The sequence below is a fragment of the Pseudomonas helleri genome, from assembly GCF_045830615.1.
In the GTDB taxonomy this organism is placed as follows: Bacteria; Pseudomonadota; Gammaproteobacteria; order Pseudomonadales; family Pseudomonadaceae; genus Aquipseudomonas; species Aquipseudomonas helleri.
In genome coordinates this window covers 4,962,227-4,979,115 of record NZ_CP174501.1, presented here as the reverse complement: position 1 = coordinate 4,979,115, position 16,889 = coordinate 4,962,227, and the positions used below count along the sequence as shown (strand labels likewise).

Sequence of the window (16,889 nt, the reverse complement as noted above, 5' to 3'; positions counted from 1 at the left end):
TCTCCTAGGAACGAAACAGGCGGCTGTACTGGCGCTCGTGGGCCATGCTTGCCAAAGACAGGCCGAAAGCGGCGCTGCCCAAGTGGGATAAATCGAGAGAGCTGGCGTGCTGTTGTGCTTGCTGCAATGTCGGCGACAGCTCGCTGGTCATGCGCTGAGCCGCTTGTTGGCCCAGCGGCAAGGTTTTCATCAGCACCGCCAATTGGTTTTCCAGCCAGCTCCACAGCCAGGCGGCGAGGGCGTCTTGTGGGCTGATACCCCAGGCGCGCGCGGCCAATGCCCAGCCGAGGGCCAGATGCGGCTCGTGTTGTTGTGCGAGAAACAGCCGGGCAGGGTCGTCCAGCTCGGGCAGGCCGTTGAGCAATTGCTGCAACGAGTAGCCCATTTGCCGGCTTTCCTGGTGCAGCTCGCGGGTTTCACGGCTGGCGCGGTGTTCGTCGCAAAAACGCTGCAAGGCGTTCCAGTCCTGGTCGGCAGCGGCCTGACAGTGGGCCAGCAACAGCGGCGCTTCAAAGCGCGCAAGGTTGAGCAGCAACTGGTCGCGGATCCACCGTGCCGCCGTGATCGGGTCGTTGACGCGGCCCTCGTCCACGGCCATTTCCAGCCCTTGGGAATAGCTGTAGCCGCCAATCGGCAACTGCGGGCTGGCCAGGCGCAACAGCGCCCATGCCGGATTCACAAACGCACACCAAACTGATGCAGGCGCGGCGCGTAGTTGAAGTCTTCTTCGCCCGCCCGTGAATGGTGATGCCCGCCGCCGTAGGCGCCATGTTCTGGCTGGAACGGCGCTTCAATGGATTCGGTGGTCGCGCCCAGTTGATCGAGCATGGCCTTGAGGACGTAATCGTCGAGCAGGCGCAGCCAGCCATCACCGACTTGCAACGCCACGTGGCGGTTGCCCAGGTGATAGGCGGCGCGGGTCAGTTCAAAGGCGTTGGGGCAGGTGACGTGCAGCAGTTTTTCGGGGCTGGCGCACACGCGCACGATGCGCCCGTCCTGCGCTTGCAGAAAGTCACCGTCACGCAGCGGCGGCTGGCCGCGCTCAAGGAACAGGCCAACGTCTTCGCCTTCATGGCTAAAGCAGCGCAGGCGACTTTTGCTGCGGGCTTCAAAATTCAAATGAAGCTCGGCGCTCCACACGGGGTGGGTTTCGACTTTGCGATGAATCACCAACATTGGAAGGCTTCCTGCAATTAACAATAGAACAGGCACAGCAAGGTGCTTGCCAACCTGGGGCAGGCGGCAAACTGTAGGCCCAAACACAGTGCAGAAAGATGAAGATGTTCTAAAAAAGTGCGGACAAGCAGGCGGTGCGCACCAATTGAGTGCGCTCGGTTATTCTGTGCTGCCCAGCCCTTGCCAATGCTTGAGCCCGATAAAGATAAAGCGCAGTTGCTGGCTGATTTTGGCTTGCGGCTGCAAGTAGTCGGGCAGCGCCTCGGCCGGAGGGTCGATGATATCTGGCAAGGCGGCGAACACGCTTTTCACCACCAGATCGGCAATCACCGTCAGCGCCGCGTGGTTCAAGTGCTGCAGCTTGGGCTTGGAACCGAGGTCGGTCGCCAGGTCCGACGTGATGTCTTCACGCAGCGCGCCAATGGCCTGGCGAACCGGCTGTGAGCCGCCGTACTGCTCGCGGGCCAGAAACAAAAACTGTGAGCGGTTGGCCTCTACGACATCCAGAAAGATGCGCACCGAAGCGTTGATCACGCCGCCCATAAACAGCTCGTTATGACGCACCAGGCGAATGGTTTCGCGAAAGGTCTGGCCCACTTCACTGACCAGCGCCAGGCCCAACTGGTCCATGTCGCTGAAGTGGCGATAAAAGCCGGTAGGCACGATGCCCGCGGTTTTAGCGACTTCGCGCAGGCTCAAGCTACCAAAGCCGCGACCCGATTCCATCAAGTGGCGGGCAGCATCCATCAGCGCGAGGCGGGTTTGTTGCTTCTGTTCGGCGCGAGGCAGCATTGGGGCGGATGTTCCAGACAAGTACAGCCGGGCACTCTAGCAAATCGGCTTTGAAGGCAGTAGTGATGACATGCACAAACCCAGTGGGAGCGGGCTTGCTCGCGATGGCGGCGTTGCGGTTTATCGGGGCATCGACGTTGACGCTATCGCGAGCAAGCCCGCTCCCACACGGTCATGCTCAGCTTGCACGCTGATTGCGCTCGGCCAGACGGTCCGCGCCGCCTTCAGCGACAAAGGTGCTGCCTTTGGTGCGATCGTAGCCATCTTCGGCCACGCGTTTGTGTTGGTCCAGGGTGCGTTGTGCGCCGTCTTCAGCGAGCTGATTGAGCGGCTGGCTGACGCTGCTGGAGGCCGGTTGGGCCATTGGGGTTGGCTCTTCGTCAGCGGGCATGGCGAACGCGTTAAAGGCCAGCAGTGAAAGAGAAAGGCTAAACAAGACAGGGCGTTTCATGGTGTGTGCTCCGTAGCAGTGCAACTCAGGGTTGATGGAGGCAATGCTACGCTTGCAGGCTCGATATCAAAGTTCATACGGCCAATGGTGATAATCGACACAATTGATATTCCCGCGCAAAGGCCTCTAGCCTGCGCAGTTGAGGGCACACAGATGCACGCTCACACTGCCTGTGCAGGCAATGCCGGGGTTTTTTTCCGCGAAAATACCCCTTGGATTAAACCTTGGGCCGTCTTTGCCAGTCGTACCTTCATAGTCACCAGGACGTTGAGTCGTCATAAAGGAGCCGCACCATGACGCGCACCCGTAAAACCCTTGCCTGGATAGGCGGTATTGTTGTCCTGCTGGTGGTCGTATTGGTGGTGATCATTTCTACCTTCGACTGGAACCGCCTCAAGCCGACCATTAACGCCAAAGTGTCCGAGGTGTTGCATCGCCCGTTTGCCATTAACGGCAACCTGGCCGTGCGCTGGCTGCGCGAAGACGGCCAGGGCGGCTGGCGTGCCTGGGTGCCGTGGCCGCATGTGATTGCCGAAGATCTGACCCTGGGCAACCCCGACTGGTCAAAAACCCCCGAAATGGCCAGCCTCAAGCAGGTTGAACTGCGCCTTTCACCGCTGGCACTGTTGAGCCAGACCGTGGCCATCCCGCGTATTGACCTGAAGGAGCCCAAAGCCAAACTCGAACGCCTGGCCGATGGGCGGGCAAACTGGACCTTCACGTTCGACGCCGCCGACCCTGACGCCGAGCCCTCCAACTGGAAAGTGGACATTGGCGCAATCGGCTTTGATAAAGGCCAGGTGTCGCTGAACGACCAAACCCTGAAAACCCGTCTCGACGTGCTGATCGACTCGCTGGGCAAACCGATCCCTTTTAGCGAGATCGTCGGCGAAAAAGAAGCGAAAAAGAGCCAAGACAAGGGCGCTGTGCCGCAAGACTACGCCTTTGCCCTGAAGGTCAACGGCGAGTACCACGGCCAGAAACTCCACGGCACCGGCAAAATCGGTGGCCTGTTGGCGTTGCGTGACACCAACCAGCCGTTCCCGCTTCAAGCGCAAGTGAGCATTGCCGACACCAAAGTTGCCCTGGCCGGCACCCTGACCGACCCGCTGGACCTGGGGGCACTGGACCTGCGCCTGAAGCTGGCAGGCAGCAGCCTGAGCAACTTGTACCCGCTTACCGGCGTGACCTTGCCCGATTCGCCGCCGTACTCCACCGACGGCCATCTCACCGCCAAGCTGCGTGAGGCCAATGGCGCGACGTTCGCGTACGACAACTTCAACGGCAAGATCGGCAGCAGCGACATTCATGGTGACCTGAGCTTTGTGGCGAGCAAGCCACGGCCCAAACTCACCGGCAAACTGGTGTCCAACCAACTGCTGATGGTCGACCTGGCGCCGCTGATTGGCGCGGACTCCAACGATAAACAAAAGGCCCGGGGCGGCAGCAGCAAGCAGCCTGCGGACAAAGTGCTGCCCGTCGAAGAGTTCCGCACCGAGCGCTGGCGCGACATGGACGCCGATGTCGAATTCACCGGCAAGCGGATTGTCCAGAGTGCCGACCTGCCGTTCACCGACCTGTACACCCACGTGGTGCTCACTGACGGTGTGCTGAAGCTGGAACCGCTGCGCTTCGGCGTGGCCGGCGGCAAGCTGGATGCGCAAATCAACCTCAACGGCCGCGACACCCCGTTGCAAGGCCGGGCCAAGCTGACGGCGCGCAACTTCAAGCTCAAACAGCTGTTCCCGACCTTTGAACCGATGAAAACCAGTTTTGGTGAACTGAACGGCGATGCCACGATTTCCGGCACCGGCAACTCCGTCGCTCGCTTGCTGGGCACGGCCAATGGCAATTTGAAAATGCTGATCAATGACGGCGCGATCAGTCGCAGCCTCATGGAGATTGCCGGGTTGAACGTCGGCAATTACGTGGTGGGCAAAATCTTTGGCGACAAGGACGTGAAGATCAACTGCGCGGCGGCTGATTTCGGGATCAAGGATGGCTTGGCCACGTCCCGGTTGTTTGTGTTCGACACCCAGAACGCAATCATCTACATCGACGGCACGGCCAACTTCGCCACCGAACGGCTGGACCTCAAGATCACCCCGGAATCCAAGGGCTTCCGTGTGTTCTCGTTGCGTTCACCGTTGTACGTGCGCGGCACCTTTGCGCATCCGGATGCGGGGGTAGAGGCTGTGCCTTTGCTGTTGCGCGGTGCGGGGATGGTGGCGCTGGGCGTGATTGCCGGCCCGGCGGCGGGGCTGCTGGCGCTGGTCGCCCCGAGCGGTGACGTCCCTAACCAATGCGCACCGCTGCTGCAACAAATGCAGCAGGGCAAAGTGCCGAAAACAGTGAAGTAAAAAGCCCTCACCCCAACCCTCTCCCGGAGGGAGAGGGGGCTTTACCGAGGTGTTTTCAGATTCAGCACAAGAACTTCAGATTGCCCCAATCAGTTCTCTCTCCCTCCGGGAGGGGGAACTGATTGGGGGAGGTTTGTGAGATGTTGTTGCCTGAACGTGCTGTAGTGAATCCATAGTCGATTCAATTGTTCAGGACGACCAACCTTTGAAGAACAACTCGGTCGGTTCCCTCTCCCTCCGGGAGAGGGCTAGGGAGAGGGGAGCTTTTGCGGGCCGCTTAGACTTACAGGTCTTGCAGAATATCCGCCATGTCGTCGGCGTGTTCTTCCTCTTGCGCCAGGATGTCTTCAAAGATCCGGCGTGTGGTCGGGTCTTTGTCGCCGATGTACTGGATGATTTCGCGGTAGCTGTCGACCGCAATCCGTTCAGCGACCAAGTCCTCGTAGACCATTTCTTTCAGGGTCTTGCCCGCCACGTACTGCGCATGTGCGTTTTTGGACAGCAGGTCCGGGTTGAACTCCGGCTCGCCGCCCAGTTGCACAATGCGCTCGGCCAGTTTGTCGGCGTGTTCCATTTCCTGGTTGGCGTGCTCCAGAAACTCGTCGGCAGCCACGCTGGCCTTCAACCCGTTGGCCATGAAGTAGTGGCGTTTGTAACGCAGCACGCACACCAGTTCAGTGGCCAGGGATTCGTTGAGCAGCCGCAGGATTTCTTCGCGGTTGGCGTGGTAGCCCTCGGTGACGGCACCGTCTTCGACATTTTTGCGAGCGCGGTCGCGCAGGGTGTTTTTATCGGTCAGATGGATCTCGGTCATTTCTATCTCCTCACTAATCCGGTGGCCGCTTCGCTCTGTTGGCGAGGTCGGTTCGTTAGTTGTGAGTTCAGCGCGCCGAGAAAGTTTTATCTATTTTCAACCGGTCTGGATTTACCCAGCGGTGTCGTCCAGCGCTCAGACAAAATCACCCCCCCCAGGGTCAACGCGCCGCCGATCAGGTGGAAGATATGCAGTTGCTCCTTGAGCACGACCGCCGCAATCAGCGCCGTAATCAGAGGCAGCAAGTTGAAAAACAGCGACGTGCGGCTCGGGCCGAGGGTAGCCACGGCCTTCATCCAGGCCAGCGGCGCGAGCATCGAGGCGAGGATGCAGGCGTACATCACCAGGCCGATGTTGTGCACGCTGGGGCCCATTTTGGGCGACAGCAGGTACATCGGAAACAACACCACAATGGCCACCAGCACTTGCAGGTAGAGCATCTGCAACGGCGGCAGGCGCAACTGCCACTTTTTCAGCAGGGTGCTGTAAATCGCATACGCCAAAGTGGCGACCAGCATCATCGCGTCGCCCAGGTTCAGGCCGTGGGCAAGCAGCACGCTCAAACTGCCGCTCGACACCACCACCAACACCCCGACAAACGACAGGACGGCGCCCACCAGCGCGCCACGGGTCAGGCGCTGGCCCAGGCTGATGATCGACATGGTCAGCACCATCAGCGGCATTAACGAGAGGATGATGCCCATGTTGGTGGCCGAAGTGAGCGCAGCGGCGAAGTACGCCAGGCTCTGGTAAACCGCCATGCCGAGCACGCCGAGGATGAAAATCTTGCCCAGGTTGGGGCGGATCACCGACCAGTTGGCGATCACCGGCTTGAGCATGAACGGGGTAAACAGCAGCCCGGCCAGCAACCAGCGGTAAAAGCCAATCTCGGACGGGAAGATCGCCCCGACGGCCAGTTTGTTAACGACGGTATTGCCGGCCCAGATCAAAATGGCCAGCAGCGGGAAAGCGTATTGCATCAGAAACAACCACAAGGTGAGTAAGCGGCAATTATCCGCTTGTCTGTCTGCACGCCTATACTGCGATCCAGCCAACCTCCGCTTGAATCCAGACAGCATGCGCAAAAAATTGATTTGTGTTCCCGAGTTCGAGCAACTGCCTGCGCCGGTGTACTTTCGGTATGCCGAGTTTGATGCCGACAGCCATTCAACGCCCCACCTGCACAGTTGGGGGTCGCTGGGTTATGTGTCCAACGGCGTCATGCGCTATGAGGTCGGCGGGCGGCGCTTTATGTCGCCGCCGCAGTACGCGCTGTGGGTGCCGCCGAATACCGAGCATAGTTCCTACAACTCCCATGCGATTGTTTACCGCTCGGTGTATCTGGATGCCGTGCTGTGTGAGCAATTGCCCCGTGAGCCGGTGACGCTGGTCATCAGCGATATCCTCAAAAGCATCCTCAGCGACTTTGCCCGCCGCGACATTCACATCCCGCAGACCGAAGCGGATATCCGTCTGGCCCAGGTGTTGGTCGACCAACTGCAACAAGCCCCGGTGCACCAGTGTTATTTGCCCTATGCCAGTCATCCAGGGTTACAACGGGTGCTCGAAGCGTTGCAGGCCCAGCCCGGCGATAACCGGCCGCTGGGCGAATGGGCAGAGCAGGCGCATGTCAGCGAGCGCACCCTGGCGCGCCTGTTTGTGCGTGAACTGGCCATGAGCTTTGGGGAGTGGCGCCAGCGCCTGCGTTTTCTGGCCGCGATTGAGGCGCTGGAATCCACACGCAGCGTGCAAGACGTCGGATTTGACCTGGGTTACAGCACGTCCTCTGCGTTTATCGCGATGTTTCAGCGCCAGGCCGGGTGCTCGCCAGAGCAGTATCGACGGCAGTTACGACCGCGTTAAACACGTCATCGGTAGCTGTAACAGAGTTTGTCTACACTGTGATGAACGTCGCTGCCACCCGGTGCGGCCATAAGGAGAAAACTCCATGAAGATGCTGCGTGTTCCTCTGCTGCTGATGGGTTTACTGCTGTGTTCGCACAGTTTTGCTGACACCGCTCAACAAAACAAAATGACCACCTGCAACGCTGACGCCAGCGCCAAAGCCCTCAAGGGCGATGAGCGCAAAGCGTTTATGAGCAACTGCCTCAAGGCCACTCCGGCGGCCACGACCCCGCAAGAGCGCATGAAAAACTGCAACGCCACCGCCACCACCCAAGCCCTCAAGGGCGATGCGCGCAAAGCCTTTATGAGTGACTGCCTGAAGAAGAAATAGACCCCGATTCTGTAGGAGTTGCCGCAGGCTGCGATTTTTTAACACTCAAAAGATCGCGGCTTGCGGCAGCTCCTGCAGGGGAACCCTGGCAAGTTTCCGTCAGTCACATTTTGTAGTGATCCCCGCTGAAGGCTGGCAGACTGCCCATCCTTTTTGCGCTGCTTGTTTTGAGGCTGTATGCCATCGTTTTCTCAGCGTCACATTTTGTTCGCCAGTTACATCATCATCGCTGGCAGTCTGTTACTGGTCTTTCCGTTGCGCCTGTTGCCCAGCCTGCTCGCGGGCTTGCTGGTGTTCGAACTGGTCAACATGCTTACCCCGCAACTGCAACGGTTGATCGCCGGGCGCCGTGCGCGCTGGCTGGCGGTGGCCTTGCTGGGCACGCTGGTGGTCAGCTTTTTGGCGTTGATCTTTGCCGGTGCCATCAGCTTTTTGCTGCATGAAGCGGAAAACCCCGGCGCCTCGCTGAACAAATTCATGGTGGTGGTCGACCGGGCACGCGGGCAATTGCCGCCGTTTCTGGACGGTTATCTGCCTGCCAGCGCGGCTGAGTTTCGGGTCGCCATTGGCGACTGGATGAACAAACACCTGAGCGAACTGCAACTGGTGGGCAAAGACGCGGCGCACATGTTTGTGACCTTGCTGATCGGCATGGTGCTGGGGGCGATCATGGCCTTGCAGCGCATCCCTGACGTCAGCCGCCGCAAGCCGCTGGCCGCCGCACTGTTCGACCGTCTGCACCTGCTGGTGCAAGCGTTTCGCAACATCGTTTTTGCACAGATCAAAATCGCCCTGCTCAACACGGTGTTTACCGGGATTTTTCTGGCGCTGGTATTGCCGATGTTTGGCGTCCACCTGCCGCTGACCAAAACCTTGATCGTGCTGACCTTTTTGCTGGGCTTGTTGCCTGTGATCGGCAACCTGATCTCCAACACCCTGATCACCATCGTTGGCTTGTCGCTGTCGATCTGGGTGGCGGTGGGCGCGTTGGCGTACCTGATAGTTATCCACAAGCTGGAATACTTTTTGAACGCCAAAATCGTCGGTGGGCAGATCAGTGCCAAATCGTGGGAGCTGTTGCTGGCGATGCTGGTGTTTGAAGCCGCCTTCGGCCTGCCCGGCGTGGTGGCCGGGCCGATCTACTACGCGTACCTGAAGAGCGAGCTCAAGCAGATGGAGCTTGTCTGAATCTGTGTAGGAGCGAGCTTGTCTCGCGATCTTTTGATCTTAGAACAGATCGCGAGGCAAGCTCGCTCCTACAGTTTTGAAGGCTCAATTAGCCATACCGCTTTTTAGCCTCAATCGCCAAACCGCTGCCGATGCTGCCGAAGATGTTGCCTTCTACATGGCGTGCATTGGGCAGCATGGCCGAGACGCTCTGGCGCAAGGCCGGAATGCCGCTCGAACCACCGGTGAAGAACACGGTGTTCACTTGCTCAACACCCACACCGGCATTGCTCAGCAATTGCGTCACGCTGTTGCGGATGCGTTCGAGCTGGTTGTCGATAGCGGCTTCGAACAGCGCCCGGCTCAGGTCTACGCTCAGACCGGCTTCAACTCGGTCCAGCGGCACATGGCGGCTGTCGCTGTGGGTCAGTTCGATTTTGGTTTCTTCGATTTCCATCGCCAACCAGTGGCCCGCGCGCTGCTCGATCAACTTGAACAGGCGGTCGATGCCGCCGGTGTCTTCGATGTCGTAACGCATGCTGCCCAGCGCTAGCTGGGATTTTTGCGAGTACACCGAGTTGATGGTGTGCCAGGTCGCCAGGTTCATGTGGTGGCTGGTGGGCATGTAGGCGCCGCTTTTCATACGGCTGCCGTAGCCGAACAGCGGCATCACGCCTTGCAGGCTCAGCTGTTTATCAAAGTCGGTACCGCCCACGTGCACACCGCCGGTGGCCAGGATGTCGTCCTGGCGGTTGTCCAGGCCGCGACGCTCGGGGGACAAACGCACCAGCGAGAAGTCAGAAGTACCGCCGCCGATGTCGACGATGAGCACCAGCTCTTCGCGCTCGATGGTCGACTCATAGTCGAAAGCGGCCGCAATCGGTTCGTACTGGAACGAGACTTCCTTGAAACCGATGGCGCGGGCGACGTCGGCCAGGGTGTTTTCGGCTTCCTGGTCGGCCAGCGGGTCTTCATCGACGAAGTACACCGGGCGACCCAGCACCACCTCTTCAAACTCCCGACCGGCGGCAGTTTCGGCGCGTTTTTTAAGCTGGCCAATAAACAGCCCCAGCAGGTCCTTGAACGGCATGGCCGTGCCCAACACGCTGGTGTCGTGCTTGATCAGCTTGGAACCCAGCAGGCTTTTGAGCGAGCGCATCAAGCGGCCTTCGTAGCCTTCCAGGTACTCATGCAGCGCCAGACGGCCATACACCGGGCGGCGTTCTTCAATATTGAAGAACACCACTGAGGGCAGGGTGATCTTGTCGTCCTCCAGCGCAATGAGGGTTTCCACGCCGGGGCGCAGCCAGCCGACAGTGGAGTTGGAGGTGCCGAAGTCGATGCCGCAGGCACGGGCTGGAGAGGCGCTTTTCATGTCTTTCAAGTTCCGGTTAAAAAACGGCCGCGCAGTGTATGCCAGTCGCTCAAAGAATCGAAGCGCGACGAATCGTTAATTCGCAGGTTTTAATCCACTTGAAAGACTATCCTTCACCCCCAAACTCTCAGACATTGGCGTGGTAGCCATTGGGCTGCCGATAAACTTTTGCTGCGCTGTCCAGTCACAAGATTGAGACCGGTCAATAGACAGGCCGGTCGACCAGAGCATTCTGGGGCATTGTGCGGCGCGATTTTGATAACGGATGGTGAGCCTTACATGGACTTCAAAGACTATTACAAGATCCTGGGTGTCGAGCCCACGGCTGACGACAAGGCGATCAAGACCGCCTATCGCAAGCTGGCGCGCAAATATCACCCGGATGTGAGCAAGGAAAAAGACGCCGAGGAGAAATTCAAGGACGTCAATGAGGCGTATGAAGCGCTGAAAAGCGCCGATAAACGCGCCGAATACGATGAAATGCGTAAATACGGCCAGCATGGTCAGCCCTTCCAGGGGCCGCCGGGCTGGCAAGGCCACGCGGGCGGTGGCTTCGAGGATCAAGGCGATTTTTCAGACTTCTTCAGCTCGATCTTCGGATCGCGCGGCGGCGGCTTTGGTGGGCAATCTGGCCGCAGTGCGGGCCGTCGTGGGCAGGATGTTGAAATGGAATTGCCGATTTTCCTTGAAGAAACCCTGTCCGGCGAATCAAAGCCTATCAGCTTCCAGATCGGCGGCGTGAGCAAGACCCTCAACGTTAAAATCCCGGCCGGTGTGACCGACGGCGAGCGCATTCGCCTTAAAGGCCAGGGCGGCCCGGGTGTGGGCGGCGGGGCCAATGGTGATCTATACCTGATCATTCGTTTTGCGCCGCATCCCAAGTTCGACGTAGAAGGCCACGACCTGGTCATCACCGTGCCGGTGGCACCGTGGGAAGCCGCGTTGGGCACCAAGGTGCAAGTGCCGACCTTGACCAGCAAGCTGAACCTGACCGTTCGTCCGGACAGCCAGTGCGGTCAACGTTTGCGCATCAAGGGCCACGGCCTGGCAGACAAAAAAGGCCAGCGCGGCGATTTGTACGCCCAATTGAAAGTGGTCATGCCTAAAGAAAGTGATGAGGCGGCCAAAGCCCTGTGGCAAGAACTCGCTGAAAAAGCAGCATTCGACCCGAGAGCCCAATGGAGTAATTGATCATGAGCAGCACCCTGATCGTTCAGCTGGACATGGAAAGGTTCTGCGAAGAGGCCAATATCCCGGCCACTTACGTGATAGAGATTGTCGAACACGGAATTATCGAACCTCAGGGCCGCACGCCGGACGTGTGGCGTTTTGCCGACTATGAGCTGTCTATTGCAAGGCGTGCGGCCAAGCTGCACCAGGACCTGGAGATTGAGTGGGAAGGGGTGGCGCTGGCGTTGGAACTCATTGATGAAGTGCAGCAGTTGCGCGTCGAGAACCAGCGGCTCAAGCATCGACTGGCGCGTTTTGCGGTGGATTGATCGCACCGGGTTCCACGCTCTGTCGCCGGGAATACATAAGTACCGCTAGCACCGGCAAGCGGCTCGTTAACGTGATGATCTGTCCCCCTCTTTCAGGTCGTCACGATGATAGTTCCCTCCACGCCGCCTGCTAGCGGCACGCTGCCCGACCACGATCAGGCCCTGACGGCTGTTGATGAGTTTTCGGCGCTGGCCAAAGAGCGTATGCCGGGCTGGTTGTTGTCAGCCGACAACGAACTCAAGCCCAAGGTCATTCAAGCCCTGCTCAATCATCACCGTGATGAAGCAGCGCTGGCCACGCGGATCAAGGCCATCACGTCCCCTGTGGCGTTTGCCCGGCCTCTGCTGATCAAGGCCCTCACAGACTTGCGGCTTACCGGGTTTGATGTCGATCGCAACGTTTTGGTGCGCATCAAGCGCCTGTCGCTTAACCCTTTGGGCGATGCGATTAAAGACCCTGTGCAGTTCTTGTTGCCCAGGTCATTGATTCCGATCGTCAACACAACGCACATGACGTTGCTTGAAGCGGCGTTGCAGAACGTGTCGAGTGCCGAACTGAGTGATGAGCTGGGCGGTGAGGCTTATATTCTGGAGCGCAGCGACAGCCAGGCGCGCTCGCCATTGGACCCGTTGCAATTTGCCAACCTGTGTCGGTCCCTGAACCTGGGCGAGCAGTACCAGCGTTATCTGAAAACCGTGTTCCCTGCTGTGGAAACCACGGGGGTTGATTTGCTGCCCAGCAGTATTGCCCCCGAGTTTATTGCCCATGAAAAAAGCCGCCTCGCATGGCTGAGCTACAAGGCATATTTGAATAACGCTATCAGTCGGGCGGGTCACACCCTGTTGCAGCAGTGGCTGGGGGGCGAGGCCCAATTGCGTTGGGGCGTTCGGGAAGTGCGGGTGTGCAGCCTCAGTCTGCTTTCGATCAAACTCGACAGTGGCAGCTACGGCCCGTGCCCGTTGTACGGTGCCTTGCTGTTTATCGGCAAGGCCAAGGCGGGCGAAACCGCGTCGCCCTGCATGGTGTACATGCCCCACGACAAAGAGCGGCCACTGTTCGAATACCCTTCGCTGGAGGAATTCAATAAGCAGTTGGCCCTTCGCCTGCGTGAAACAGGCCCGCGCATGGCGCTAAAAAAGACGGTGGAGTTGCGCTATCAGTCGAGTTTAATGACGCAGTTGCAGCGAGCATTGCGTTTTAAAGGGCTCACGACATCCGGCGTGCCAGTGATTGAGTGGCGCACCGATTCGCGTTTGGACATTGTCCTGCGCGATGCCGGTGAGCCGCCCTGGTTTGCCTTGTACCGCCAGTACTCGACCTTGACCCTGAACAACGCCCGCGCCCTGGTTGTGCCCACCGACCATGAAGCTGCACAATCCTTTGCCCAGCGCATCGCCTCCTTGTTTGAAAGCGGTCAACCCGTGTTCAACCTGGCGGCTTTTTTTGTGCCGGGGCTGGGTGAAATGCTGATGCTGGCCACGGCGGTGCAATTACTGTCCGAGCTCTATACCGGGGTGGAGGACTGGAGCCATGGTGAGATCAACGAGGCGATTGCGCACTTTGGTTCTGTGGCGCAAAACCTGTTGGTGATGGGCGTTGGGGCGCGCGCCAGTTCGGCATGGGCTTCGCTCAAGCCGCCATTGAACCACCCCGCGTTGTTGGACAAGATGGCGCCTGTTATCGATACGGACGGTGATAAAAAGCTGTTCAAAGTCGACCTCGCACCGTACCGCAGCAAGGTCATGATCGACTCGCACCTGGCGCCTGACGCCCAAGGCATTTACCGCGTTGATGATCATCAATACGTATACATCCAGGGGCATGCGCATGAAGTTCGTTTCGACGCCGCCAAGCAGCGCTGGCAGGTGCAGCACCCCTTTCGCGCCGATGCTTACACCCCGGCTATCGAACATAACGGCCACGGTGCCTGGCAGTTGGCGCTGGAGCGACCGGCTGAGTGGAACACGGCCCAGGCGCTGCACAGGCTATGGTCTTATAAATACCCATTAAGTGAAGAAAAGATCGAGCAGATCGGCCGCATTGTCAGCCCCCATGAGCATGCGCTTCGCTGGAGCCACGTCCAGCAGGAACGCCCGCCGGGTCTGGTACTCGATACCCTCAAGCGGTTCAAGATGGCAGAGGAAGTCGAGCAATTGATTGCCCGGCTGCAAGCCCCGCAAACAGTGCGCGGGGAAGACAGCCCGGACATTCTGCACCTGATGCTTAAACTGCCCGGCTGGCCAGCAGGGCGCGGCGTTCAACTGCTGGACGCCGAGGGCAAGGTTTTGTCCTATGTATCGCTGAACGGGCGTAGTGCCCAGGACTTGCGCATCGTCAGCGCAGACCTTGCGCGTGACGGCCTGTTCAAAACCATCGCCTCCCTGATCCCCCAGGCCGATGCCACGGCGTTGCTCGGGCCTGCGGCGGTCACGCCCGAACAGCGCACCACCGCGTTGACCGAGCGCGTTGCATCGTTCGCGAAAACGCAAAAACAAGCCTTGTTCAACCTGCGTTATGCGCGCAGCGAACGTTTTTCTGAAGGCCTGATGACCACTATTCACCAGCAATACCCGAGTTTGCCCACCAGTGTGGTGAGTGAAGTGATTGAGCGGGCCAGCGTTAGTGAAATAAAGGGCTTTGACGCTCAGCGCAAAGTGCCCCTGCGCCTGGCCGAAGAACTGCGTTTGTATACCCATGAGCTGAAAACAGTCCGGGCGCTGGAAGGCTGTTTTCTGGACGTAGTAGACCCGACACTCAGTCTGAAGCTGATCACAGCTTTTTTTGCGCAGACGGAGCGGGGCAGACACTATCTGGACAAGGACCCGGTGCTGTACCGGCGCAAAACCGACCCGACCCTGACCCCGTTGCAGGCACAGCATGCCTTGGGCTTGATGAAGGGGGACCGGGGCTTGCGCAATGATTTCGTGCAACATGTATACAGTCACCCCGAGCAGACGCGTACCGCGCTGGGCTTACAGCCGATCAAACCCTGGTTCAAGTCACCCATGCGCCTTGCCAATGGGCGGTTAGGTTACCCGTTGAGCGGGGAGCGTGGAGCCGCGCGCACGGGGCTACTGGTTCGTCGCGTACAAGACCTTTATCCGACCTACACCCGTGAGCAATGCCTGGAACTGGTCAGCGCCCTGGAAACCCGCAAGGTGTGGCCAGAGGCCGAACTGGCGCGGCTCCAACTGGAGCAGGAAGCCCTGGATGATGCTTTGCGCACATGGTGTAGCGTGCCGCTGCCCGAGCATTCTGTTGCCGCGCGCCGGGATGTCTTGCCGGGCACCATCAAGCGCGCCGTCAGCCGTGCTATCCAGCGTGCCTGGAGCCGGGAAAGCCACGTGGAGGAAGGTTCGGGCGCCATGCCGGGCTACCTTGAGGCCGGGCGACTGTCGCCTGCAGACTTACCTGACATGCGCGGCTACATGCTTGACCTGAGCGGCATGCCTGCCGATGACCTGCCCAAGCTTGTCGGTGACTTCAGCCATATCTCGGTGCTGGTCATGGATGACATGGCCTTGACCAGCGTGCCTGAGCAATTTTTGCAGAGCTTCCCTCAGGTGCGCTGGCTGTCGATGCAACACAACCAGCTTAAAAGCGTGCCGTTGGCGCTCACTGAAATGAAACGCCTGCAAAAGCTCGACCTGAGCCATAACGCCATCGAGTTGACCGCCGAGGGGGTCAAGACATTGGCTGAACGGGTGAACATCAAGGAGCTGGACCTGTCCGACAACCCGCTGGGCTTGCCGTTGGATGTCAGTGGCCTGGAGCAGTTGCGATACCTCAACCTGCGCCGTACACACGCGACAGAGTGGCCGGTGGGGGTTGAGACAGAACTCACCCTCAGGAGCCTGGATTTACGCGATAACGCCATCGGCGTGATCCCCGATGCGGCGCTCAGCAGCCCGTCACACCTGGGCGAGGTGACCTACCTGCATGGCAATCCGCTGGTCCCCGCATCGCAAGAGCGACTGGATCTGTATGTCAGACGCACCGGTATCAGCATGGGCGACACCTCGGCGCGCGTCCCCCATAGCGTGACCGACCAACCCCGTCATGCCTGGTTATTAAGCGGTATTGATGACAGCGCTGCCAGGCGTACAGCGATCTGGAAAAATCTTGAACAGGACCCCTTCGCTGAAGACTTGCGCGGATTTTTGGGCGGGCTGCGCGACAGTCCCGAATACGTCAATGAGCGTACGCGCGCGGCATTTGCCAAACGCGCCTGTGCTGTCTTGCAAGCACTGGGGGAGAGCAACGAATTGCGAGAGACGCTGATCGCGCGTATCCGCATAGGGTCAACCAGTGCGGAGTCGAGTGCGTTGACCTTCAGTGACTTTGAGCTATTGACGTCGGTTGCGCAGGCGAAGGCTGCGGCCGATCAGTCGGGCAATGAGCATGCGCTGTTGCGCTTGGCGCGCAGTGTATTTCGCCTGGATCAGGTGGAAGGCTGGGCCCAGCATTTGCAAAATGAACGGTTGGCTTACCGCTTTTTGGACGGCATGGGTGCTCAGGACGTCGTGCAATTGCAAGACCTGCGTCTGGTATTGCGCATCGCGCTGGCCAAGCTCCTGCAATTACCGGCGCAACCCAGTGCCGAGGCGTTTGAGAGCTTGCCTTCTGTTCCGGCATCGGGGCTTGAGAGCATTCGCCGGGCAGTGTTGCGCGACGAAGCCTCGGGTAGCGAATTACTGGACTTCATCGCCAGTCGGGACTTCTGGGTGACATTCTTGAAAAGCAAATACCGCGACCGCTTTACCCAAGTGCGCAATACGTACATCAGCCAGTGCGATCAATTGGAATTTGGCGAGCGCGCACTCTCCGATGAGCTCTTCCAAAGCAGCCAGGAAGTGATCAGGTCAGCCCATAACGCGGCACAAAGAGAGTTGCTCAAAGAACTGACCCGCCAGGAAATGGCAGACCACCCGTTTTAACGCGTAACACGTGTCTCGAACCCAAGGCGCGCACTGACCCGCGCTTTTGGTTTTTTTACTCGCCAGTCCATATATAGATAG

General features: G+C 59.1%; 14 protein-coding genes. 7 read left to right on the top strand and 7 right to left on the bottom strand.

The annotated features are described in order from the left end of the window. Positions 1–4 precede the first annotated feature (4 nt). From ACJJU9_RS22410 to ACJJU9_RS22395, 4 genes are all read right to left on the bottom strand, one after another. Complete coding sequence (locus tag ACJJU9_RS22410) at positions 5–679, bottom strand: urease accessory protein UreF (RefSeq protein WP_407729562.1); 675 nt, start codon at positions 677–679, stop codon at positions 5–7. Then, a complete protein-coding gene (gene ureE / locus ACJJU9_RS22405) occupies positions 676–1,176 on the bottom strand; it encodes an urease accessory protein UreE (protein WP_048366561.1) in 501 nt (166 codons plus the stop codon). Before ureE ends, ACJJU9_RS22410 begins: the two co-directional genes overlap by 4 nt. A gap of 159 nt (positions 1,177–1,335) precedes the next feature. Continuing rightward, the gene (locus ACJJU9_RS22400) at positions 1,336–1,968 is read right to left on the bottom strand and encodes a TetR family transcriptional regulator (RefSeq protein WP_048366560.1); all 633 of its coding nucleotides are present in this window, start codon (positions 1,966–1,968) and stop codon (positions 1,336–1,338) included. A 178-nt stretch (positions 1,969–2,146) separates the two neighbouring features. Next, complete coding sequence (locus tag ACJJU9_RS22395) at positions 2,147–2,419, bottom strand: hypothetical protein (protein ID WP_048385314.1); 273 nt, start codon at positions 2,417–2,419, stop codon at positions 2,147–2,149. A 293-nt stretch (positions 2,420–2,712) separates the two neighbouring features. Here ACJJU9_RS22395 and ACJJU9_RS22390 point away from each other — a divergent pair, with 293 nt between their 5' ends. Then, positions 2,713–4,779, top strand: coding sequence for an AsmA family protein (locus ACJJU9_RS22390; protein ID WP_153374310.1), 2,067 nt, complete (start codon positions 2,713–2,715; stop codon positions 4,777–4,779). A 283-nt stretch (positions 4,780–5,062) separates the two neighbouring features. Here ACJJU9_RS22390 and ACJJU9_RS22385 read toward each other — a convergent pair whose 3' ends face one another. Beyond that, complete coding sequence (locus tag ACJJU9_RS22385; protein WP_048366557.1) at positions 5,063–5,593, bottom strand: bacterioferritin; 531 nt, start codon at positions 5,591–5,593, stop codon at positions 5,063–5,065. A gap of 86 nt (positions 5,594–5,679) precedes the next feature. Next, positions 5,680–6,573, bottom strand: coding sequence for a DMT family transporter (locus ACJJU9_RS22380; RefSeq protein ID WP_048366556.1), 894 nt, complete (start codon positions 6,571–6,573; stop codon positions 5,680–5,682). 97 nt (positions 6,574–6,670) lie between these two features. On the opposite strand from ACJJU9_RS22380, the gene ACJJU9_RS22375 reads away from it, so the two are divergent. The 3 genes from ACJJU9_RS22375 to ACJJU9_RS22365 all read left to right on the top strand — a co-directional run bounded on the left by ACJJU9_RS22375 (position 6,671) and on the right by ACJJU9_RS22365 (position 9,017). Then, entirely contained in the window at positions 6,671–7,456 is a 786-nt protein-coding gene (locus tag ACJJU9_RS22375) for a helix-turn-helix domain-containing protein (protein WP_048385320.1), read from the top strand. Positions 7,457–7,541: 85 nt separating this feature from the next. Next, positions 7,542–7,829, top strand: coding sequence for a PsiF family protein (locus ACJJU9_RS22370; protein ID WP_048366554.1), 288 nt, complete (start codon positions 7,542–7,544; stop codon positions 7,827–7,829). Between the two features lie 177 nt (positions 7,830–8,006). Beyond that, complete coding sequence (locus ACJJU9_RS22365; protein WP_048366553.1) at positions 8,007–9,017, top strand: AI-2E family transporter; 1,011 nt, start codon at positions 8,007–8,009, stop codon at positions 9,015–9,017. An 88-nt stretch (positions 9,018–9,105) separates the two neighbouring features. Here the strand turns inward: ACJJU9_RS22365 and ACJJU9_RS22360 are convergent, their stop codons facing one another. Beyond that, positions 9,106–10,371: an Hsp70 family protein gene (locus ACJJU9_RS22360; RefSeq protein ID WP_262123820.1), complete on the bottom strand. Its 1,266-nt coding sequence runs from the start codon at positions 10,369–10,371 to the stop codon at positions 9,106–9,108. Between the two features lie 279 nt (positions 10,372–10,650). On the opposite strand from ACJJU9_RS22360, the gene cbpA reads away from it, so the two are divergent. From cbpA to ACJJU9_RS22345, 3 genes are all read left to right on the top strand, one after another. After that, positions 10,651–11,562 (top strand): curved DNA-binding protein, encoded by a 912-nt coding sequence (gene cbpA, locus ACJJU9_RS22355; RefSeq protein WP_048385322.1) that lies wholly within the window; start codon positions 10,651–10,653, stop codon positions 11,560–11,562. Positions 11,563–11,564: 2 nt separating this feature from the next. After that, a complete protein-coding gene (locus ACJJU9_RS22350; protein WP_048366550.1) occupies positions 11,565–11,870 on the top strand; it encodes a chaperone modulator CbpM in 306 nt (101 codons plus the stop codon). 105 nt (positions 11,871–11,975) lie between these two features. Further along, entirely contained in the window at positions 11,976–16,808 is a 4,833-nt protein-coding gene (locus ACJJU9_RS22345; protein WP_407729561.1) for a dermonecrotic toxin domain-containing protein, read from the top strand. Positions 16,809–16,889: the final 81 nt, after the last annotated feature.